This is a genomic window from Pseudoalteromonas sp. McH1-7 (genome assembly GCF_013366255.1).
GTDB classification, from domain to species: domain Bacteria; phylum Pseudomonadota; class Gammaproteobacteria; order Enterobacterales; family Alteromonadaceae; genus Pseudoalteromonas; species Pseudoalteromonas peptidolytica.
In genome coordinates, this window is the sequence record NZ_JABWPQ010000017.1 from 72130 (window position 1) to 94046 (window position 21917).

Consider the following 21917-nt stretch of genomic DNA (forward strand, 5'->3'; position numbering starts at 1 on the left):
TCCCCCTCAACTATAGCCACGCGTTTTATACCAATTTTCTTAATTAAGTGGTCTATTTTGAGGCGAGAAAATCTTGTCGATAACTAGGCAAAAATTTTGTTATTTAGTTGTTCTAAATGAGAAATTTTTAACGCTGTTAGCGTCAGATTGACTCCTTCAAATTGAGCAAGTATTAAATCAAATTGGTATTACATCAAGCTTAACGAGTAACCGCGTTTGTTGCGAGCGAAGTTTTCCGATAGACCTAAATACAAAGCAGGCCATTTTCAATCATGTCTAATACTTCTGCATAAAAGCTAGATATAAGCCTCTTTACAGCATTAATTTATGCAGACAAGAACAAGATGGAGTTTTTCCTACCACTCGCCTTTCGTCAATTAATGAGATTTAGGTTTTATCGAGCGACCAGGTTTTTCTTCTAGCGGCTTATCTGGCCAACGGTGCTTGGGGTATCGGCCACGCATCTCTTTAGCTACATCAAAGTAAGAGGTGCGCCAAAAATTTCCTAAGTCACTGGTAGTTTGAATAGGCCTTTTGGCTGGCGACAATAATTCGAAGCGTACCGCAACCTTACCACCAGCCAACATGGGTGACTCTAGCTGTCCAAACATTTCTTGCAGCACCACGGACACCGTCGGACCTTGATGCTCGTCGTAGCGGATCAAGACACGTTTTTCACTGGGTGTAATATAAAATTCGGGAGCCTGTGACGCTAATTGTTGCTGTTGATCCCACGTCAGTGTTGCCTGTAGCAAATTAAAGATGTCCAATTGTTTTAATTGCTTAATAGTACTCACACCGCTGAGATAAGGCAGCAACCACGTATCTAACTGCGCGATTAAATGGGCTTCTGAGATACACGGAAATTCATCCACGTGTTCGCCAAGCCATTTCGCTCGTGCAAGCCAAGCTTGACTTTTTGCGGACCAGTTTAATAGCCCAAGTCCTTGTGAAGTTAAAATATCCTTCACACATGACTCAAATTCACAAGCAGGGATCTGACTTAGGTTTTGTTCTTTTAAGATAAGTGCCTGGTAACATAGACGGCGACGCCCAAGTATCGCTTCTTTTTTATTGTCTAGCTGATAATGGGTTTCCTCGCTTAACTGCGAGGCTAACTGTTCAAGGAGTAGGCTCTGGCTCACCGCACAAGCCAGATATACTAGGCCATCTTTGTTTTTCCCATCCACATCACATACCACTAAATATTCCTCACCTTGCAGCGTATCTGCTTCGCGTAGCGTTACGCCTCTACCATTGGCAAGTAAATAACGATTGTCACCGTGAGCACGCTTTTGCGCAGCGCGGTCAACAAAGGCATGCAGTAGCAAACTAGCAGTATGGTTATGTATATCGGTAAGTGAGAGGCGTTCGATGTTTAACACAATACCCAACTTTTTAGCAAAAGACTTGGCTAAAGTAAGTACAACTTCAGTGGTCGCACGATGCAGGCGGTAGGCACTAGTGGCGGTCTTTTTGTCTTTACTATACTCAACTAATGCCAACAATCGCCGAGTAATATCACTGTTTTTGGCTTGTATTTGAATATCTCGTTCACTTAACATCGCTGCTAACAAGCAAGCAATTTGCTGTTCTTGTAATGTGCTACTATGCAATAGCATGCTTGCCAACCTTGGCGCAACCCCCAGCGCCAATGCCATTTGCCCAGCGGTTAAAATTTTATTTTGTTCATCAACGAGGTTTAGCGCGTGATTAAGTTGACGGGCAACCGTAAAGTGTCGTTCTGGCGGTGCACTTAGCCAATTAGCATCTTGGTATTGCGTTATACCCCAAGCACTTAACTCCAACGCTAGCGAGCAAAGATCGGTGGTCGTTATCTCTTCTGGCTGAAAGTCACTCAAGGTATTGTGCGCACTTTCTTGCCATAAACGTAAACAGTACCCTGGCTGTAAACGTCCTGCTCGTCCTGCCCTCTGAGTGGCAGAAGCTTTAGATATCATTACCGTATCCAACCGAGAGAGGCCACTTTTCACATCATAAGTCAGACGCTTTTCAAGTCCTGAGTCAATCACACCCGTGATCCCTTCTATGGTCAGACTGGTTTCAGCAATATTTGTGGCAAAAATTACGCGTCTCACCGCGGCACTTTGTTTGCTCAATACTTTTTCTTGCTCTGCCAATGGTAAACCACCGTATAGCGGCAAGCATATAATGTCCTCTCCAAGTGTGGCTTTGCAGGCTTCTATACAGCGTACTATCTCTCCTTGACCTGGGAGAAACACCAAAATATCGCCACTCTCTTGCACCCTAAGTACCTGTTGCAATGCACGCAGAACATGATCAGACAAATACTGCGACGGTTTACCAAAATAGGCGACGTCAACGGGGTAAGTTTTTCCTGGACACGTCAGTATCGGGGCATCATCGAGATAGCGAGATAACAGTGCGGTATCTATGGTTGCCGACATGACTAGCAGCTTTAGGTCATCTCTGTAAGCTTGTTGTACTTCATATGCCAGCATCAACGCTAAGTCAGCATGAATAGAGCGCTCATGAAATTCATCAAAAATAATCAAGCCAACATTCACCAGCTCAGGATCCGCTTGCAAACGGCGTGTTAATACCCCTTCAGTGACTATCTCTAACCGTGTTTTAGCCGACAGGCGTTTTTCGTTGCGAATTTGGTAACCCACCCGCTCACCAACGGTTTCTCCTAGCTGCTTTGCTAAATAATGCGCAATAGATTTAGCTGCAACTCGACGTGGCTCTAGCATGATAATTTTTTTATCACCGAATAAGCCTGCCTGTAATAATCGCAGCGGTACTAAGGTAGATTTACCTGCACCCGGCTCCGCTTGTAATACCAAACGACTATCTGAGGCAAGTGTTGAAATAATATCGGGAATAACAGCTTCTATGGGTAACAAAACGGGTCGTACTTTTTAGGTTGTTTTACCCTACATAATACACTTAAATGGCGCCATAATGTATGCTATTGCCTGCACAGCTTGTTACCCCGCTTTTCGAGAATAGATAAGATCAGCAAGATTTGAGAGCGTGCTCAGTCTCCCTGTTTGTAAATACGTCTGTAGGTTATGTGCAAGTGGACTGCTGCCGCTAAGCTCCTCACCCTCTCCTGCTAAAACACCGACCCACGCGTTTCTGCGCGATGCTTTTGCAAGATATAACCCACCATCAGCCAATTCTAGTACGTGCTCCCAGCCAAGCTTTTCAGGCTCACTAGGGTAAAAAGGAAAAGGAGCGAAGCCGATTGAGCAAGTACAATTGATAACTTGGTCATTGACGATAAAAGGGTAAATTTCCACTTGCCGCCTGATCCGCTCCATCACTTCCTGTGCTGCCACATAGTCTAAATCAGGCATCATCAACAAAAACTCTTCTCCACCCCAGCGAACTATCGTGTCTGACTCACGGGTGCACTGCTTTAAAATTTCAGAAAAATCTTGTAAAACTATATCACCAGCGGCATGACCAAAAGTGTCATTGATCCCCTTAAAGTGATCAATATCTACAATCACAAAAATAAGATCTGCATTGCCTTTTGGTGGCGCACCGTGCCAAATTTGACGGCATGCTTCAATTTTACTGTCAATAACACTAAAAAAATGATGGCGATTATTAAGGCCTGTCAGGCTGTCTGTAAAGCTCAAGGTTTGCAGGCGTTTGTTGCGCTCAGCAAGCTCTTCTGTTCGTGCTGTGACTTGGCTTTCAAGTCGTTTGGTGTACTGCCTATTTTGCCAGCGCCAATAAATCACTGTGATAAGCGTAAAGGTAAGTAGTGCAATTAACAGCCAACGCTGCTGATTGAGCCTTGCATTCTCAATCTGCTGTTGGTGAGCAATAATAAGCTTTGCCTGCTGAGCATTATCACGCTCAAGTGCATCAAGCGCTTGTTGTTGCTGCGCAAGCGAATACTGCGCTTCGAGTTTCAAAAGTTTGCTATTACGCTTTTGCAAATTTAACGACTTTTCAGTCACAGTATATCGCTTTAGGTATCGATGCGCCTGTTGATAGTTACCTCGCTGGGCATACGCTGCCGCTAATGTCCATTGAAGCTGAGACTGAAACAGCAAAAATCGCGTACCTAATGTGATTTCTAATCCCTGTTGAGCAAGTGTTATCGCATCTTTATATTCACCGGCTTGTAACGCGATCCGCGCTCGCTGCACCGCAGCCATAATGCGCATCCGCTGATTCTTCATCAGGTAGTTTTGCTCATCCAACTTTTGGATAATTGCTCTTGCTTGTGGGTACTTACCGAGCTGCAAATACGCCCATGAACGCGTTAAGCTTAACTGTGCGATAGTTTCTTGACGAACAGAGGAAGCTAACGGCGTGGCTGCGGTTTTAAGTGCCAATCGATATGCGCCTTTATCCATATATAGGCGTGCTTGCCAGAGCATAATCTCAGCATGTATCTGCGCGTTATCGTCAATTGTTTCTATCAATTGTAACGCTTTGTCTAAATACCGCTGTGCAAGATCAAAACTTTCAAGGTCGATATCTAGATGTGCAATGGCAAGATAAGTCGTGGCCTTAAGCATAGTGTTAGCTTCAGATCCAGCGAGTTGCAAAGCTTGTTGATGCAGATCCAGCCCAGCTTCAAACTCACCAAAGTGTTGCACTACACTCCCCTCAAGCAATAGGGTTTTAATTTGCAATTCTTTATCACCCTGTCCCCGTGCTTGCTCTTTGAGGGCACGAATACTGGGCAATAGCGACAAATCATAGTCTTCTTCTACTGAAAGTAGCAAAGCATCGTACATCTGCTGCATGTGTGCTTTAGATTCATAAGCCAACGTACCAAAGGACGGCAAAAGTGCAAAAACGACACCAAACACCATAAGCAAAAATTGCATCAATCTACCTCAACTAACATTTTTGCATTAGCCACCTGCCAATTCGCAACCCTTTTGTTAATAAAGCCAGACTCAGTAAGTGCTCGCTTTATGATCCCCCTTTGCTTTAATACGTGTAAACCACGATTTAGCGCTGCAAATATTTGCTCACCTTCTGGGTGATTTTTACTTACAACGAAATGGCGAGAATCGGGTAATACAACTTTAATGTCTTCTATAGGCACATATTCTTTCCCCTCAAAGGTTAACACCAAAGAATCGCTCACACTGAAGTTGATCAACATGGTATCAACCACATTGCTTTCCACCATCTCTAACATAGTTTCCCATGGACCTATAAAACTCACCATGTGTAAATCTGTATTCATAAGGGCTCGCCAATCAACTGCCCATCTCGGGTTAGAAACCACATCAAGCTGCCTCAATTGGGACAGCGGAGTCTGTTGCAACGCGACATTGCGCTTTGTAACATACAAACCCGCCTCATATTCACCAACCTCAACAATAGGCTCAGAAATAAATAATGCGCCTCGATAATCTACGATACTTTCATGCCAAACACTGCGGGCCAGAATTAAGCTCTCTCCTGCTATCAGATCGGAAAATTCTAAAATATTGACAGATGGTTTTGGGTTGAATACAACTTGGCGGGTTTCACCACCGAGAAACAGCGCTTGTTGCAGTAACACCATTTCGATGATTTCGATATGAGATCCCTTGGTTGTGGGATGAAAGGTGTCAACATCTAACACATGACGACCCGCAAGAAAGTCTTCGTAGCGTTGACTGAAATTTTCACTGCTAATGATGTCTACAACAAGCTGGTTGCTTCCCCAGCTAATGGGCGAAATAAACAAAAGCCAACATACCCACTTCATTTTCATTGTTGACGAAAACCTTATTATTAACAGTTATTCAATCTAGTATACGTTAGTTTAGTCTCCATTGTTAACCACAAAACAACATTATCTAATAAATTTGGATGCTTAATTTATCTAGCTCAAAGTTTGAATTTGGAACTATGTTAATTATTTTATTTAAGTGGTTTATTTTGAGGCAAGAAAATCTTGTCCGTCACATCGCTTTCGCGTCCTGATCACGCCGAGGTAACTACATCTGTAGGCAAGGCAAAACCTTACTATTTAGTTATTCTAAATAAGAAATTTTTAACGCAGTTAGATTTCTGACTTCAAATTGAACAAGTATTAAGGCTAATTGGTATCAGTCATAGGATGTGTTATTTAGCGCAATAAAAAGCCCTATAGAAATAGGGCTATATCATCATCCAGTTTATGTCGTTTCTTAGCCGAGGTTTGGGCTGAGCCAGCGCTCAGCTTCCGCTAATGACATCCCTTGGCGCGTCGCATAATCTTCAACTTGATCTTTTTGAATAGTCGCAACGGCAAAGTACTTAGAATCTGGATGCGAGAAGTACCAACCCGACACCGCAGCTCCCGGCCACATGGCGTATGAACTAGTCAGCTTCATACCGATACGGTTTTCGACATCTAACAGTTGCCAAATTTTTTGTTTCTCGGTGTGCTCAGGGCACGCTGGATAACCAGGCGCCGGACGGATCCCTTGATAGTTTTCACGAATAAGCTCTTCATTACTTAGTGCTTCATCCGCAGCAAACCCCCAGTGCACTTTACGCACTTGCTCATGTAGATATTCGGCAAATGCCTCGGCTAAGCGATCTGCAACTGCCTTAACCATAATCTTGTTGTAGTCATCTTGCTTAGCATCAAATGCCTCTGCTAAGTCATCTTCTTCAAGACCACCGGTGACGGCAAATGCACCGAAATAATCAGGAGTGCCTTTAGGTGCAATATAATCCGACAAACAATAGTTAGGAAAATCGGTTTTTTCGGTTTGCTGGCGCAGCTGACATGACGTAACCAAGACTTCACTTCGTGACTCATCTTTGTAAATCTCAATATCGTCACCCACGCGGTTAGCCGGGAACAAACCAATCACACCAAGTGGCTGCAAACTACCATCTCGCTCTAGTTGATCTAACATGGCATTGGCATCATGAAACAGTTTTTGCGCCTCTTCACCAACCACTTCGTCTTGCAGAATACGTGGATATTTACCAGCCAATGACCAAGTCATAAAAAATGGCGTCCAGTCGATGTAATCGCGCAGAGTTTTGATGCTCACATCTTTAAACTCAGTGATCCCCAACTTACTTGGTACCGGTGGGGTATAGTTTTGCCAATCAAGTTTTGCAGCATTATCCCGAGCTCGCGCTAAGGTAACCGGTTTTGAGCGTGGCTTTTTACGCGCTTGTTGCTCTCGCACTTTGACGTATTCATCCGCGGTTTTTGCCAAAAATTCGGGCTTTTGTGTTTTACTTAGCAGGCTAGATACCACACCAACCGCGCGACTGGCGTTATTGACGTAAATCACACCTTTATCATACTGAGGTTCAATTTTAACTGCGGTATGGGCTTTCGATGTGGTAGCACCACCAATAAGCAATGGAATATCAAAGCCGCGGCGTGTCATTTCTTTAGCGACATGCACCATTTCATCAAGAGAAGGCGTAATAAGGCCAGACAAGCCAATGACATCAGCATTTTCATCAATGGCCGTTTGCAGGATTTTTTCTGCTGGCACCATCACCCCTAAGTCCACAACTTCGTAGTTATTACATTGCAGTACCACGCCCACGATGTTTTTGCCGATGTCGTGTACATCGCCCTTAACTGTGGCCATGATCACTTTACCGTTACTTGAGCCCTCTTCTTTTTCTGCCTCAATGTAAGGGTCGAGGTAGGCCACCGCGCGCTTCATCACTCGAGCAGATTTCACCACTTGTGGCAAAAACATTTTGCCCGCGCCAAACAAATCGCCAACCACGTTCATACCATCCATCAGAGGCCCTTCAATCACTTGGATTGGCTTATCAAACAGCTGACGACAGGCTTCGGTGTCTTCGTCAATAAACTCTGTGATCCCTTTAACTAGCGCGTGTTCCAAGCGTTTTTCAACTGGCCAAGAGCGCCACTCTAGATCTTCTTTTTTGTCTGCTTGCGCCATACCTGAATATTTAGGCGCTATCTCAACTAATCGCTCGCCAGCACCAGCGTCGGTATTGAGGATCACATCCTCAACGGCATCACGGAGCTCTTTTGGAATATCGTCATACACTGCAAGCTGACCGGCGTTAACAATCCCCATATCCATACCCGCTTTAATCGCATGGTACAAAAATACAGAGTGGATAGCTTCACGCACGGGATTGTTACCGCGGAATGAGAAGGATACGTTCGATACGCCCCCAGACACTTTACAGTGCGGTAAGTTTTGCTTGATTCTGCGCGTGCCCTCGATAAATTCAACGGCGTAATTATCGTGCTCTTCAATCCCCGTGGCGACCGCAAAAATATTTGGGTCAAAAATGATGTCTTCTGGCGGAAACCCAAGCTCATCAACCAAGATTTTGTAAGAGCGCTGACAGATCTCAAACTTTCTATCTGCGCTCTCCGCTTGACCAACTTCATCAAACGCCATAACTACCACGGCTGCACCAAAACGTTTGATAATTTTAGCTTGATGAATAAATGGTGCCTCACCCTCCTTTAAGGAGATTGAGTTTACGATGGCTTTACCTTGAATACATTTCAGGCCCGCTTCAATGACTTCCCATTTAGACGAGTCAACCATGATGGGAACTTTTGAAATATCTGGCTCTGACGCTATCAGATTGAGAAACTTTACCATCGCTGCTTTTGAGTCCAACATGGCTTCATCCATGTTGATATCAATTACCTGAGCACCATTTTCAACTTGCTCTCTAGCAACATCTAATGCAGTTTCGTAATCCTCTTCTAGAATAAGGCGCTTAAACCTTGCTGAACCCGTCACATTGGTACGCTCACCGACGTTAGTAAATACTGCTGTTTGTGTCATGGTGAATTCCTAATTTAAGTTACAGGCTTCAAGTCCTGCCAAACGCATCCGCACTTCGATGTCAGGCAAGTTACGCGGCGGGGTTTGTGCAAGACCACGTGCAAAGGCGCTAATATGCTCAGGTGTGGTGCCGCAGCAACCACCAACTATGTTGATAAATCCTTCTTTACCCCAATCGATAATTTCTTTTGCCATATCATCGGCTTCTAAGTCATATTCACCAAACTCGTTGGGAAGCCCAGCGTTTGGATGCACAGAGGTAAACGTTTCACATACCCGTGATAGCTCTTCTACATATTGTCTTAGTAAATCTGGGCCTAGCGCACAATTCAGACCAATGGAAATGGGTTTAATATGGCGAATGGAGTTATAAAACGCTTCTGTGGTTTGCCCTGACAGCGTGCGCCCTGACGCGTCGGTTATAGTACCTGAGATCATCACAGGTAATCTCACCCCAGCTTGCTCAAAGGCTTCCTCCACACCATAAGACGCGGCTTTGGCATTCAGGGTATCAAAAATAGTCTCAATCAAAATAAGGTGCGCACCGCCTTCAATAAGGGCAAGCGTTGACTCGACATAAGCTGCAACCAACTTGTCGAAAGTGATATTGCGAAAACCAGGGTCGTTTACATCAGGAGAAATGGAGCAGGTTTTTGATGTTGGACCAAGTACACCTGCCACATAGCGAGGCTTGCTGGGGTCTTGGGCGGTAAATTCATCGCACACCGCACGTGCAAGCTTCGCCGATTCGAGATTAATCTCTCGACTCAGGCTTGCCATATCATAATCTTCCATTGAGATAGTGGTGGCATTAAAAGTATTGGTTTCAATGATATCCGCGCCAGCAGCGAGATAATCACGATGGATCTGCTTGATAATCTCAGGTTGTGTCAAGCTTAGCAGATCGTTGTTACCTTTGATAAGGACATGCCAATCTTTAAAACGTTCACCACGATAGTCCTCTTCTTCTAATTTGTGCTTTTGGATCATTGTACCCATCGCACCGTCTAAGATCAGAATACGTTGCTGCATTGCTTGCTTAAGCTGCGCTGCAATTTGCTCACCGTTTACGGCTACATTATTCGGCATAATTGTTAGTCCTTACATCTTGGCTAACTAAGTTAATATCATAAGGTGTGGTTTGGTAAACATAGTAGTTTAACCAATTTGAGAATAACAAAAACGCGTGACTTTGCCATGTTTTGGAGGGGCGCTTTGTGGTGTCATTCTCAGGAAAATAGTTCTCGGGCAGTGGTGCATTAGCCATTTTCTCACAGTCACGTAAATATTCTTTTTGTAACGTGTCAGCATCATACTCTGGATGACCGGTGATATAGACTTGGCTGCCGGAATGGTTTTTTATTAAGTAAGCACCCACTTTTTCTGAACCAGCTAAAATTACAAGGTCTTTACATGTGTTAATTTTGTCGACATCAATATGGCCATATCGAGAATGAGGCACTAAAAATTCATCGTCAAAGCCGCGAGTCAGCGCCCCGTGGTCAAAATAACAGTGGTGCTTAAACACACCGCACAGTTTGTCCTCTTTGAGTTCCCGTTTTAAGCCATAGTGATGATACAAACCGGCATGCGCTGCCCAGCAAGAAAAGAGCGTTGAAGTAACATGGTGCTCTGCCCAATCAAAAAACGCCTGTAACTCTTGCCAATACACCACATCGTCATACTCAAGATGCGCCAGTGGTGCGCCAGTGACGATCAAGGCATCATAGTTTTGCTCTTTTACATCTGAAAAATAGCGGTAAAACATGTCTAGGTGTTGCTCTGAATTTTCAGAACTGCGGTGAGTGTCTAGCCGTAGTAAATCGACATTCACTTGCAAAGGCGTATTGGCCAATAGCCTAATAAATTGCACCTCAGTTTCCACTTTATTTGGCATCAAGTTTAATATGGCAAGTCGCATAGGGCGGATCTCTTGCGTTGATGCACGGCTTTGTGGCATCACAAAAACATTTTCATGACGCAGTTGGGCAATGGCTGGGAGTTCGTCGGTGACGGTGATTGGCATGCGCTGCTCCAGACTAATCGAATGGCATTATTATGGACAAAAACAGGAAAATTTCAACCTCTAGATGTATGGACGTCCAAAACCCCATAATAACGATTTGATCTCGCTCCCTCCCCATTTTTTGTTCAATGTATGTATACTTGCCACCAAATTAATAAGCACAAGCAGCGTGGTATATATGATTGGCATTGGGGAAGCGGCAGCAATTGCAGCAGCCGGAGTATGGGCTGGTTCAACAATTTTATACAAGCGATTTAGCCATCACCTCAGTCCGTTTGAGCTAAACGTCAGCAAAGGCGTTATTGCTTCTGCTCTGATGATATTATGTTTACTCGTCACCGCTGATACCATGTACCCCACCTTACTCTCTAGTTGGGGCTGGCTGATTGCCAGTGGCATACTGGGCATAGCGATTGGTGACAGTGCCTACTTTGCTGCACTTAGAAATATTGGCCCTGCACGCACTTTGGTGATTGAAAGCCTAGCACCTGCCATTGCTGGGATCTTAAATATTATTATTCTTGGTGTTTATCTTAGCACATCAGCTTGGCTTGGCATTGCTATCACGACAGTAGGCGTAATGCTCGCAATCAAACCAAGTCGTAGCCAACCAGTAGTAGACAACAAGCACTATATACTTGGCGTTTGCTTCGCGCTTACAGCGGCTGTTTGCCAAGCTGCGGGTATGGTACTTTCCAAAGGCGCATTAACTAACGAAAGCATCAGCAGCTTGTGGGCAGCACTTATCCGTCTCGCCTCAGGTACCTTATTTGTGGCCTTTATTGTCACCTATCTGCGTTCACAAAGCCTACTTAAGGCACTCACGCTGAAACAAATTCAAGGCAAAAACTGGCTGTTTGTTGCGGTGTTTTTTGGTACTTTTATCGGCCTATGGCTACAGTTGATATCCGTTAATCATACCGACCCAGCCATCGCGCAAACCATCTTTGCAACGGCACCGCTTATGGTGATGACGATTGGGCTTTTACGCAGAGAAACTATCACTAAATCAATGCTATGTGGTGGGTTAATTGCGTTAGTTGGGGTATTTTTGCTACTAAGAGGATAGAGTATCGGTGTGATCACAGATATTTGCATTGAAGGCTCGCAAACTATTAACAATCAATTAAACTTCCTTCTACTACATTAAAAAAGGAATGAAGTCATGCGCGTTATCATTGCCATTGCTGCGCTCAATTTAATAGCTTGCAGTAGTACACTTGCTGTACAACAAGCAAATACCAAAGTGCTCGGCGCTTACACTATGTTTGCGCCCTCAACTACTGAAACCCCCAATATTTATGCTCGAGTGATTGTCGATGGTGTACTAACCGACGCCAGCCAATGTCCCTCTCTTATCTCAAATAAAGCTGTCACACCAATGACATTAAGAGCAAAGCGCCCAAACCCGGCGCACTTTCCTGTTACCGTATGTGAAGCAAAGCTAAGATCAAACACTGCCTATACAGTCACCAATAGCGCATTTTCGTTAGCACCAGTCACCTTTGACCCTAAGAAAATCGCGGTTTTCGGCGATACCGGCTGTAAATCGTCAGTGTGTAAAAACAACAGCGCTGCTGAGCCGTTTAAAAGCCTTACGGCGCAAGGAGCACAACAACGACCACAGCTACTGCTTCACATGGGAGATCTCAATTATCGCGGTACTGGCGGCGCAATCTCTGGGGATACCTACGCCTATGACGCAGGTGACGGCGGCTACGGTGGTGCAAGCTGTGGCTTAAATGACACTTACTACAGCCAAAACGCGCTAAATAGCCCCAGGCCAGACACATGGAGTAATTGGCAAGCCGACTTCTTTTTTGCGACGCGTCAACTTTCAACTTCGGCACCATGGATTTTTGCACGGGGAAATCACGAGTTGTGTAGTCGAGCTGGCGTTGGCTGGTTTTACTTTTTTGGCCCAGGGGCAGCCCTCCCTGATGCTGTAGACCAACAACAATGCCCAGCACAAGGTGATTATACTCAACCACCAAAATCTGCAAGCGCGCATATCATTGTGCAAAACTCCTATACCATCAATTTAAAGCCGCTCAGTATTTGGGTAATGGATAGCGCGAATGCGTGTGATGCCAGTGCCGATAATGGGCTAACTAAAGTTTACCAGCAACAATATCAAAGACTAAATGTCAGAAGTGAATTACTAAAAACCAAGCCCATGTGGATCATGAGCCACAGACCCATTTGGGGCGTTGAGAACCCAACAACCAAAGATACCCTAAACGTAATGCTACAAACTGCATTGAAACGCACCAAATCTGGCCAACTGCCCGATCATGTAAAATTATCGCTCGCAGGACATATGCACATTTATCAGTCTTCAACTTTTGCAACAAGCACCGCTAGGCCGCCGCAAATTGTCGTAGGTAACAGTGGTGTTAGTTTAAGTAACACCAATGCCTTTAGTGAATATGATTACAACTTGGATGGTGAAAATGCGGTGGTGAATACACAAGGCAAATTTGGCTTTTTATCAATTGAACTTGGTAAAGGAGGAAAGTGGCAAGGACAGTTTTTGGATGAAAATGGTGCAGCCTTTTTAACTTGTGATAGTGAAATTTCAGACAAAAAAGCGGTGTGCTTAGCAAAATAAAAACGAATATTTCTTAACTAACCTAAGGTTTGGATAAACAATAGATTGGCAGGTTTTGCTTTCAACTTATAACCTTGTGGCATTTGCTAGACTAGGGGCTACTACGCCCCTATTCCATTTACTCTAGACTGAGGTGAGAAGTGAGTTAATATCCTACCGCAGCACTGTCAGCTCGTCTTGGATCTGAGGAACCAAATAGCCCTTTATCGGTAAGCATGATTGACTGGGTCGATCCCATGGCGTTTTTTTCTGAAAGCCTATGCCCTTTACTTTCGAGTAGGCGTCGGGTGTCACCATTTAAACTACGCTCTATCCGAATTTCATCTGGTAACCATTGATGATGAATACGCGGAGCCACGGTCGCTTCAGCGATATTCAAGCCATGATCGATAACATTCATAATGACCTGTAGCGTGGTGGTGATAATTCGTGAGCCACCCGGACTACCTGTTACTAAAAAGGGTTTACCCTCTTTCATGACGATGGTCGGGGTCATCGAACTTAGCGGACGTTTCTTACCTTCAACAGCGTTGGCTTCACCACCGACTAACCCAAAGCCATTAGGACTACCGGGTTTGGCCGAGAAGTCGTCCATTTCGTTGTTGAGTAAAATCCCCGTACCTGCCGCTACAATACCCGAGCCGTAGCTAAAGTTTAGAGTATAAGTGTTACTAACTGCATTCCCCCATTTATCAACGACGGAATAGTGCGTGGTTTGGTTACTTTCAAACGGTAGCAATTTACCGGGCTTAATTTCACTACTTGGCGTTGCCTTATCTGGATGTATCTTTTTACTGCGTTGCTTTGCAAACTGCTTATCAACTAACGCCTCAACTGGTACGTCATAAAAATCAGGGTCGCCTAAGTATTCACTGCGATCAGCGTAGGCACGCTTCATAACTTCAGCCATCAAATGGATAGTTGCGGCGCTGTTATGACCCAGTTCACCAATTGGGTATTGCTCCAACATATTTAACATCTCTATGATATGAACTCCACCTGATGAAGGCGGCGGCATAGAGATGATTTCGTAGCCTCGATATGACCCTGTTAGCGGCTGACGCTCCAGCGCTTTATATGCTTTTAGATCGTCAAGTGTCATAATGCCACCAGCCGCCTCTACTGCCGCAACGATTTTCTTAGCCGTCTCGCCTTGGTAAAAACCCGCACTGCCCTTTTCTGCGATTAGCGTTAAAGAGTGAGCAAGATCAGTTTGTACCAACCATTCATTTGGTTTGTAACTACTGCCATCTTCTTTATAAAATATTGCCTTAGACGCGGGTACATCTAGCATTCGCTGCTTAATGTAATTATGAGATAGTGAGTTGGCTAGATCAGAGGTCACTTTAATGCCATCACGCGCCAGCTTTATCGCCGGTTGCATAACTTGGCTAAGGGTCATGGTACCATACTTTTTTAGTGCTAACTCCATCCCCATAACAGTACCTGGGACACCCACAGCAAGGCCATGTTGAAGGCTAAGTTTAGGGTCTACTTCACCGTTTTCATCAAGAAAAATACCTTTATGGGCGCTACTTGGCGCCATTTCGCGATAATCAATAGCGATGGTTTTATTTTCTTTTGCTAAATGCACTAACATAAAGCCACCACCACCAATGTTTCCAGCCCTTGGTAAAGTTACCGCCAGACTAAACCCAACCGCAACAGCTGCATCAACGGCATTACCACCTTGCTTAAGGATCTCTACACCTATCTGACTGGCAAGTGCTTCTTGACTCGACACCATACCATGCTCAGCCCAGATTGGTTGCGCCGTAGCTTTAGAGCTAAATATGGGTGACTCGTCAGCATGCGCCGTGTTTCCAAGCGCAGCACCTACGCACAAGGAGACAGAGCAAGACCACACCAGTGCTGTTAATTTTCGCATCTTCATTCCGTTTTCAATTATTCTCATGATGCAGTGTTGCATGAATAAAAAGACCAAACAATCTCAATGCGTTGGGCTACTGACAATGTAAATTCACCTATACCCTAGTTGTTAAATTTGTAGCTAGAGAAAGGCTTATCAGCAAGAGTTTAAGCTAAACAGCGTTAGAGAAACTAAAAAGGAAACACACCAAAAACATATTTGACAAAAAATTTACATTAGGTACATTCAATATTGCAGTTTATTTTTTATACGACTATGTCAGCTTTCACGATAAGGACAATAAGATGAAATTAACACTAGCAAAAAGAAATATAAAACAACTCAACCGCACAACAACTTTGGAAAAAGCCCAAACTCCAAATATCGCAGGTGGTTATATTACCGCGGGGTGTGACAGAGAAATAACCGATTTATGTAACAGCAAAGCATTTGGCTCTTGCTATAACTGTGGTTCACTTCGCTGTTAATACTCTTTTACAACTCAAAGGAGATAACTATGAAAATTAAGCTGAATAAAAGACCACTTAAAAACTTGAACAATACTCAAGCTATCGCACCGCAAGCAACTGCGCAAATTGGTGGCGGAGCTAACCGTTTGAGCGATTTAGACTGTGTACCGACTAATCGTCAGGATTGTCACACGGGTGCTGTATCTTGCTACGGTGGTCGCAATTGCGCTTTCACTAATCGCCAATATATGTGTGACTAACCTAAGTTTCGGATAATAAGTTAATTTACTTCTCATCCAAACCTCAGGTTATTTCGCTCGCGCTGGGGCTTACTTTAAAGGTCAACGCTGGTTAAAATGTTAGCCCCAACTCACGCAGCTGGCGCTCAGCTTGCGCTGCGTTAAAAAATTGAATGCCGTGTAAACCAACCTGCTTTGCACCTTCAACGTTCGCCAGGACATCATCGAGGAACACACAATCACCCGCAGCGAGTTGATAGCGCTCCAGTAGATGAGTAAAAATAGCTTTGCCAGGCTTCATGCAGCCAAGTTCAGCAGAAATAATTTCACCGTCAAAGTATTGCCAGAAAGTATGACGTGCTTTTAAGTGGCTTACAATTTCATGTACGTTGTCTGTTAGGGCATAAGCACTATAGCCAGCCGCTTTTAGGCGCTGCATCAATGAAAGCGTGCCATACAGCGGGATCAGTGATTCTTTGATATAAAAGAACAACTCCTCCGCTTGCTCTGAGGTTAATTTGCAGTGCTGTATAAAGGCTTGCTTCGTCTGTGCTTCGCTCAGCTCCCCTCGGTTAATCGCAAACCAAGTCTCACTATGGAACAACTGTTTAGATAACCCGACAACATCACATTCACTGCCAAAAGTAAGGCGTACAATCTCCTCAGGCGACCACCTAACAAAGACATTACCCACATCAAAAATTACGTGCTTAATACGACAAATAGCCATCCTTGAACCTCATTAATTATACCAATTTGACTTAATACTTGCTCAATTTGAAGGAGTAAATCTGACGCTAACAGCGTTAAAAATTTCTCATTTAGAACAACTAAATAGCAAAATTTTTGCCTAGTTATCGACAAGATTTTCTCGCCTCAAAATAGACCTCTTAATTAAGAAAGTTGGTATTACGTTAAATTTGGTATTATTATGCACAGTTTTTATGCTGATGCACGACCAATTCGTTTAACTGCGATGACGTAAAACAGTGCCATGTATTTATAGTACATTACTGATAAAACAGGTTAGGAATACTTTGATTTTAGGAGGCCAAGCTCACTTCAGTGCTTATCATGAGTAAGGCAATACAAACGCCATGCTGGAGTTTACATGTGGCATTTATGTCACTTAAAGGTTCACGTTGGATAAGTAAAAAGCTGCAGGTGTCCTGCCAACAAGCAGTATAAGCGCTAGTCGCTCACGCACGCTAAAATTAATTTAACATCGCAATCAATTGCCGACCCGCAGCAATCGTGTTGGTTTCACCATTATAAATATTATCGCACTGCTTGGCGTCAAATACTTCTTTTATCCACACAAACAAATCTTTATTGAACATCACTAACATTTCAATTGGAATATCGCTATCACTCAAGTGTTGCGTCAAACATACTGCAACCTCATCGATAATTAATGCTCCATCATTAAACTCAACACAAAAGTATAAACTGTTAGCCAGCTCCTTATACAGTTTGATGATCAGCTCAATACGTTGCTGCGAATAACCATTCGCCTGTATCAAACCAACTTCCGCGTCCACCTCATCCACAGCTTCGAGTAAACAAGCAACGTCATCTTCTTCAATTGGGCATTCTAGCCAAAAGCCTTCCGCTGACTCAGGGCCCTTTTGCTGCTTGCTAGAAAAAGCACCTAGATCATCTGGCCCCATGTCAAAAAACGCATCTTCAAATAGTTCCTCGGCCGCTTCAGAGCGCAGGTTACCATTGAGAAGCTTTTCATTTTTTTTAAGCTCAGTTAGTGTTTCATCGAATAACTCTATAGCATCTGGTGTTGATTTACCTTTGATGCGAAAGCGGCGAGCTTCTGGCCCTACAAATGCTTGATTGTGGGTCGCATTAAAGTAAAAACGCTTAAATACTGTGGTTGATTCTTGAATTTGCTCCGCGAGTCGTCGTAGGTTGGTTAGGTCTTTTTGCATTGATATGTAATGAGTCGCAACACCTTGTTCATTGCGCACCGCAGATATGTTCCACTCTACAGGATACATGCTGCCATCTTTACGATAATTAATAGAAGAACCATAGAAAAAGCCATCACGCTCTAATGCCGCACTGAGCTTGGCAATAACACGCTTATTACTCTTCGGGCCTTGCAAAATAGCAGGCGAGTTACCAACCAGCTCAGCTAATTCATACCCTGTGTGAGTACAAAACTTTTTATTTGCATAAACAATGCGATAGCCATTATTGCGATCAGCATCAGTGATAACCACCGCATGATGGGAGTGCATCAATACTTGTTTAAGTAATTCAATTGCGGACGTTTGCTTCAAAAGCTGACTAAAAAAGAGTGTCTCTTCGACATTTTCTTGCTGGATAGGCATAGTACACCCAAAGACCAAAGCCGATTAACCGAACCTCATTTAACATTAGCTCAAATCCACAACTGTGCTAATTTATTGACGCCCAACTTACAACATTAATTTGATACCAATTTGATTTAATACTTGCTCAATTTGAAGGAGTAAATCTGACGCTAACAGCAAGATAACGACCGACGACTAGGGCAAAGCCATTTATTTCTATTGCGTGGGTTCAGCAATCAAGCTAGTGTTGTACCGTGGTAAAAATATTGTCGATGTTCTAGGTATCTGGCCCATACTCTATCCATTTGTAACTGATAAAGCTCAGTAGCACGTGTTGATCCCAGTCCGTGAGCGACGAGAATTTCTGCTAACTGCATACTGCTATTCATAGCATGCAGCATTCCCTGCGACGATAGCGGGTCAAAGCTCATACCGGCATCACCTACTGCAAACCAACCGTCAGCGGCACAACGCTCCAATCGTGCAGAGTTAGCATTCACCATAGGATGCAACCTAGCACCTTGACGATTAACTAAATCAACCAAAGTACTAAACCCTTTCACCTGACGTGCTCTTGCCAAAAATCCATCTACATCAGCTATACCGCTGCGTTTTATGATTTCGGCAGGTGCTTGCCACGAAAAGACTCGTGTCTGCATGCCCGTATTTTGTGATAGATACGCGGCACTTGGTGCACTATACCACCAGCCGTGTGTTTCATCACTGATCACCGCAAGCTGTTTTGAGGTAGCCACTGGTGCCGTCAGCCAAAGCGCCATTTGCTTGTCGCTTAACACTAATTTGGCACCCAGCTGCCTAGCAATGTGGCAACTTCGTCCGGTTGCATCAATCAAAAGCTGGGTCGTCAATTCACTCTGACTTTTTTGACTGGTAACCTGTACCTGCCAGTCCATATCCGCTTTGGTTATCCCTGCTACTTTAGCCGAAGATAACAACGAAATACCACGGCGTGCCAACTCATCTCTGAGTTGCTGTTCAAAGTGTTGCCGATGAATATGCCAGCCAAGACCATCTGGATTTTTGACGTTATCCACTATCGTTGGATAGTCGCTGCCCCAAAAAGAAACCATGCCATGACTGGTTGTATGTTCAGGGCTTTGTAGCAAGTGCGATAAATGCAATTTTCTGAGCACCCTAGACGCAGCTGGAGGTAGGCACTCACCTACCTTTTCTTGTGCCTGTGCCTGCTTATCAATTACGATAACATGGTAATGTGGGTGCAGTGCTAATGCTAGTATGCACCCAGCAATACCTGCTCCCACAATAACAATGTCTGACTTCCTTTTCGTCATCTTCAACTAGCGCTTGCGACTACGACGGTGAGCTTTGTCAGTTTGTGATAGGTCAGGACGTACACCCTGTTTGCCATGCCCACTGGTCATCAACTTCTCTGTTTGCGGTGCAGACGTGTGCGGCGCGATCCCAACTTGCATGGTCGTTGGAAAACCTGTTACACCTGGCTCGCTTTTCGGCAATACGACTGTTAAGTCTGCAAAATTCGAGACCATGCTGTTTATCTGAGCCTGATACAATTCTTTTGGTTTTGTATCCGGCGGGATAGGTAAGTCATCTAACCAAAGCGCTCGGTCATTAAAAGCAGCCTGACGTACTTCTGGTGACAAACACTCATCAATCACGGTATGGTAGTTTTGCTCGGTTAATACATTATTTGGTACACGCGCTGGCCAAAAGGTCGGCAAATATGGGTCATATGCAGCATTGTAACCATCTCGACAGCTAGCTGTATCCGTTTGCCAAGGTATGGCCATCCACCGTGTTATCCCTCCTGCAACTTGTCCTGTTAATATCGGGCCGCTCGAATGTAATGCTATTGCAGGTGTCATTTCTACACCATAATTTGTGCCATGAGTCGGCGCGGTGTTTTGTGCATGGTTAAGGCGAAATGCTTCACTATACAATCCTGCTGTACGCATCGGCCATGTCATTTCACACCCTGGATGAAAAGCATCTGCGAGGCAAAACTCCATCGCGGCTTTGGTTAACATATCAGGCTGTTGCGCCACCGGAACATCATCAAGATACACGGGAGGCTGGTACTTGGGATCATAATCAGACTCAAAGTCGCCGTTCGACCACTGCTGTAGCATGTGCAACTGAATATCTGTCAACGTTACAAACTGTCTTGGAGAATCATCGGCATCAACACTCATTGCATCGCCATATAACCACGGCCACAGCTGTGGCGCGGAGGCTGCAAATTGTGGATCCCACACATTCTTTTTACCCTCAGGTGTTATTTTTTCAACTTTTTCGACTTGCCTGAAATTGTTAAATAAGTTGCGTCTCGCTTCTCTCCACGTGTCAGAGTTATCATTCAGTCGGCTTATCCATTCCTTTGACGTAAAATCAAATGGGCTATGCCAACCAAACCCAGCGGCAAAACCGGCATTAACCCACTGTAGGTTTGTCATACGTTGAAAAATTGGCAGAATATCTTTGCTGAAAGAGGGTTTTCCTGAAGGCGCAGGCAACATATCGGCATCAACAGCCACTTGACGCATTAAGTCCCACATCGTACGAGGTGACTTTTGCATCGGAGCATAATCCGGTGGCGCACAAATTACCCATGCAGGTTTTACTGTTAAACACTTGCCTTGATATTCAACAGATGCCATAACCGGGCCGTCTGAGGTATCGTCGTACCAACCTTCGTTATTACCAAAAGTAACCGCTTCGTGACCTTGTGGGTTTTCGGAAACACCATGACCACCGAGCATTATCAACCTGCCCTGTTCATCCGTGCGCATTTCACCAAGATATACTTTTTTACCCTGAAAGCGGCCTTCAAAACGACTACAGCCACAACCAGAACTAGTACCACTTATCTGACATTCACCGCCGTCGATCAGCAACGCGTTACGGTCTTCCACGTTTAAATTGCGCAGTAAACTAGGATCTGCTTCTGCTGCTTCAGGAATGTCTAATGCTAACTGAAATTCGTACCAAGAGGCTTTTTGATTTGCAAGGCGTGCACGCCAAGTGATTGATGTTTGCTCATCAGAGACTAACTCTTTGACGACATTTCCCTCTGCATCCAAACCATAAATACGAAAACGTGCCGCTTGACGTTTTAATGCACCGGTGCGGTCGCGATAATATTGAGTATCTCGCGGGATTAAAGTATCAACTTCAGGGCCAATGAAAAACTCATCAGGACTGTTTCCGACACGCATCACGCCAATAGGCGGATAGATAGCTGCCGACACAATGGGATTTTGATTGCAGTGGTGTGACATGTTGTAATCCTTTTTTGCAGTTGTTAAATCAAAAAGCATTACTGAGTGTAGAAGTAATTGATACCAGATACCATTACAGCGAATTACAGCTTATGTCATAAGAGGAAAGAGGCCAGAGCCTCAAAATAAGGATGGCCCACATGGAGAAAGGATTATATCTTGCACTTTACGTACATCGGACAATTGCTACCGATTTGCTAAAAAAACACTCAACACGGTATAACTACTTCGCCTGATATAAAAACACCCTATTCGGGACATAGGGAGAAAGGAGACATACCACCCAAGATTCAAACCACGTGGCATGCCTTTTTAATATTTATTTGTCTTCGTACTT

At 44.3% G+C, this 21917-nt stretch carries 15 protein-coding genes; 4 read left to right on the forward strand and 11 right to left on the reverse strand.

Annotated features, from left to right (window positions below; genetic code table 11):
* Positions 1-377 precede the first annotated feature (377 nt).
* The 6 genes from hrpB to HUZ36_RS13060 all read right to left on the reverse strand — a co-directional run bounded on the left by hrpB (position 378) and on the right by HUZ36_RS13060 (position 10785).
* Complete coding sequence (hrpB, locus tag HUZ36_RS13040; RefSeq protein WP_176033080.1) at positions 378-2888, reverse strand: ATP-dependent helicase HrpB; 2511 nt, start codon at positions 2886-2888, stop codon at positions 378-380.
* An 84-nt stretch (positions 2889-2972) separates the two neighbouring features.
* The gene (locus HUZ36_RS13045; RefSeq protein ID WP_176033081.1) at positions 2973-4841 is read right to left on the reverse strand and encodes a tetratricopeptide repeat-containing diguanylate cyclase; all 1869 of its coding nucleotides are present in this window, start codon (positions 4839-4841) and stop codon (positions 2973-2975) included.
* Positions 4841-5725, reverse strand: a complete 885-nt coding sequence (locus HUZ36_RS13050) for a hypothetical protein (protein WP_176033082.1) — start codon at positions 5723-5725, stop codon at positions 4841-4843. The genes HUZ36_RS13045 and HUZ36_RS13050 overlap by 1 nt, the downstream gene beginning before the upstream one ends.
* 418 nt (positions 5726-6143) lie before the next feature.
* A complete protein-coding gene (gene metH, locus HUZ36_RS13055; RefSeq protein ID WP_217704675.1) occupies positions 6144-8759 on the reverse strand; it encodes a methionine synthase in 2616 nt (871 codons plus the stop codon).
* 9 nt (positions 8760-8768) lie between these two features.
* Complete coding sequence (locus HUZ36_RS21620; protein ID WP_217704676.1) at positions 8769-9848, reverse strand: homocysteine S-methyltransferase family protein; 1080 nt, start codon at positions 9846-9848, stop codon at positions 8769-8771.
* Entirely contained in the window at positions 9838-10785 is a 948-nt protein-coding gene (locus HUZ36_RS13060) for a homoserine O-succinyltransferase (protein ID WP_147390864.1), read from the reverse strand. Before HUZ36_RS13060 ends, HUZ36_RS21620 begins: the two co-directional genes overlap by 11 nt.
* Positions 10786-10963: 178 nt before the next feature.
* On the opposite strand from HUZ36_RS13060, the gene HUZ36_RS13065 reads away from it, so the two are divergent.
* Both HUZ36_RS13065 and HUZ36_RS13070 read left to right on the forward strand, forming a co-directional pair.
* Positions 10964-11854, forward strand: a complete 891-nt coding sequence (locus HUZ36_RS13065) for a DMT family transporter (protein ID WP_128731612.1) — start codon at positions 10964-10966, stop codon at positions 11852-11854.
* A 96-nt stretch (positions 11855-11950) separates the two neighbouring features.
* Positions 11951-13396, forward strand: a complete 1446-nt coding sequence (locus HUZ36_RS13070; protein ID WP_176033083.1) for a metallophosphoesterase — start codon at positions 11951-11953, stop codon at positions 13394-13396.
* 145 nt (positions 13397-13541) lie between these two features.
* Here HUZ36_RS13070 and ggt read toward each other — a convergent pair whose 3' ends face one another.
* Positions 13542-15284 carry a gamma-glutamyltransferase gene (ggt, locus tag HUZ36_RS13075; RefSeq protein WP_147390867.1) on the reverse strand — a complete coding sequence of 581 codons (1743 nt, stop codon included), beginning with the start codon at positions 15282-15284 and terminating at the stop codon, positions 13542-13544.
* A gap of 287 nt (positions 15285-15571) precedes the next feature.
* Between ggt and HUZ36_RS13080 the strand changes: the two genes are divergently transcribed.
* Positions 15572-15754, forward strand: a complete 183-nt coding sequence (locus HUZ36_RS13080) for a hypothetical protein (RefSeq protein WP_176033084.1) — start codon at positions 15572-15574, stop codon at positions 15752-15754.
* A 29-nt stretch (positions 15755-15783) separates the two neighbouring features.
* Positions 15784-15996 carry a hypothetical protein gene (locus HUZ36_RS13085; protein ID WP_128732767.1) on the forward strand — a complete coding sequence of 71 codons (213 nt, stop codon included), beginning with the start codon at positions 15784-15786 and terminating at the stop codon, positions 15994-15996.
* 91 nt (positions 15997-16087) lie between these two features.
* Here the strand turns inward: HUZ36_RS13085 and HUZ36_RS13090 are convergent, their stop codons facing one another.
* From HUZ36_RS13090 to HUZ36_RS13105, 4 genes are all read right to left on the reverse strand, one after another.
* Complete coding sequence (locus HUZ36_RS13090; RefSeq protein ID WP_176033085.1) at positions 16088-16705, reverse strand: HAD family hydrolase; 618 nt, start codon at positions 16703-16705, stop codon at positions 16088-16090.
* A gap of 484 nt (positions 16706-17189) precedes the next feature.
* A complete protein-coding gene (locus tag HUZ36_RS13095; RefSeq protein ID WP_176033086.1) occupies positions 17190-18320 on the reverse strand; it encodes a PAS domain-containing protein in 1131 nt (376 codons plus the stop codon).
* A 218-nt stretch (positions 18321-18538) separates the two neighbouring features.
* Complete coding sequence (locus HUZ36_RS13100; protein ID WP_176033087.1) at positions 18539-19615, reverse strand: NAD(P)/FAD-dependent oxidoreductase; 1077 nt, start codon at positions 19613-19615, stop codon at positions 18539-18541.
* Positions 19616-19621: 6 nt separating this feature from the next.
* Positions 19622-21580 (reverse strand): LodA/GoxA family CTQ-dependent oxidase, encoded by a 1959-nt coding sequence (locus HUZ36_RS13105; protein WP_176033088.1) that lies wholly within the window; start codon positions 21578-21580, stop codon positions 19622-19624.
* Positions 21581-21917: the final 337 nt, after the last annotated feature.

Excerpts from the sequence above, each read along its gene's own strand:
- HUZ36_RS13095 (WP_176033086.1), bottom strand. The coding sequence starts at position 18,320 with ATGCCTATCCAGCAAGAAAATGTCGAAGAGACACTCTTTTTTAGTCAG.
- HUZ36_RS13080 (WP_176033084.1), top strand. The coding sequence starts at position 15,572 with ATGAAATTAACACTAGCAAAAAGAAATATAAAACAACTCAACCGCACA.
- HUZ36_RS13070 (WP_176033083.1), top strand. The coding sequence starts at position 11,951 with ATGCGCGTTATCATTGCCATTGCTGCGCTCAATTTAATAGCTTGCAGT.
- HUZ36_RS13100 (WP_176033087.1), bottom strand. The coding sequence starts at position 19,615 with ATGACGAAAAGGAAGTCAGACATTGTTATTGTGGGAGCAGGTATTGCT.
- HUZ36_RS13105 (WP_176033088.1), bottom strand. The coding sequence starts at position 21,580 with ATGTCACACCACTGCAATCAAAATCCCATTGTGTCGGCAGCTATCTAT.
- ggt (WP_147390867.1), bottom strand. The coding sequence starts at position 15,284 with ATGCGAAAATTAACAGCACTGGTGTGGTCTTGCTCTGTCTCCTTGTGC.
- HUZ36_RS13065 (WP_128731612.1), top strand. The coding sequence starts at position 10,964 with ATGATTGGCATTGGGGAAGCGGCAGCAATTGCAGCAGCCGGAGTATGG.
- HUZ36_RS13060 (WP_147390864.1), bottom strand. The coding sequence starts at position 10,785 with ATGCCAATCACCGTCACCGACGAACTCCCAGCCATTGCCCAACTGCGT.
- HUZ36_RS21620 (WP_217704676.1), bottom strand. The coding sequence starts at position 9,848 with ATGCCGAATAATGTAGCCGTAAACGGTGAGCAAATTGCAGCGCAGCTT.
- metH (WP_217704675.1), bottom strand. The coding sequence starts at position 8,759 with ATGACACAAACAGCAGTATTTACTAACGTCGGTGAGCGTACCAATGTG.
- HUZ36_RS13085 (WP_128732767.1), top strand. The coding sequence starts at position 15,784 with ATGAAAATTAAGCTGAATAAAAGACCACTTAAAAACTTGAACAATACT.
- HUZ36_RS13045 (WP_176033081.1), bottom strand. The coding sequence starts at position 4,841 with ATGCAATTTTTGCTTATGGTGTTTGGTGTCGTTTTTGCACTTTTGCCG.
- HUZ36_RS13090 (WP_176033085.1), bottom strand. The coding sequence starts at position 16,705 with ATGGCTATTTGTCGTATTAAGCACGTAATTTTTGATGTGGGTAATGTC.
- HUZ36_RS13050 (WP_176033082.1), bottom strand. The coding sequence starts at position 5,725 with ATGAAAATGAAGTGGGTATGTTGGCTTTTGTTTATTTCGCCCATTAGC.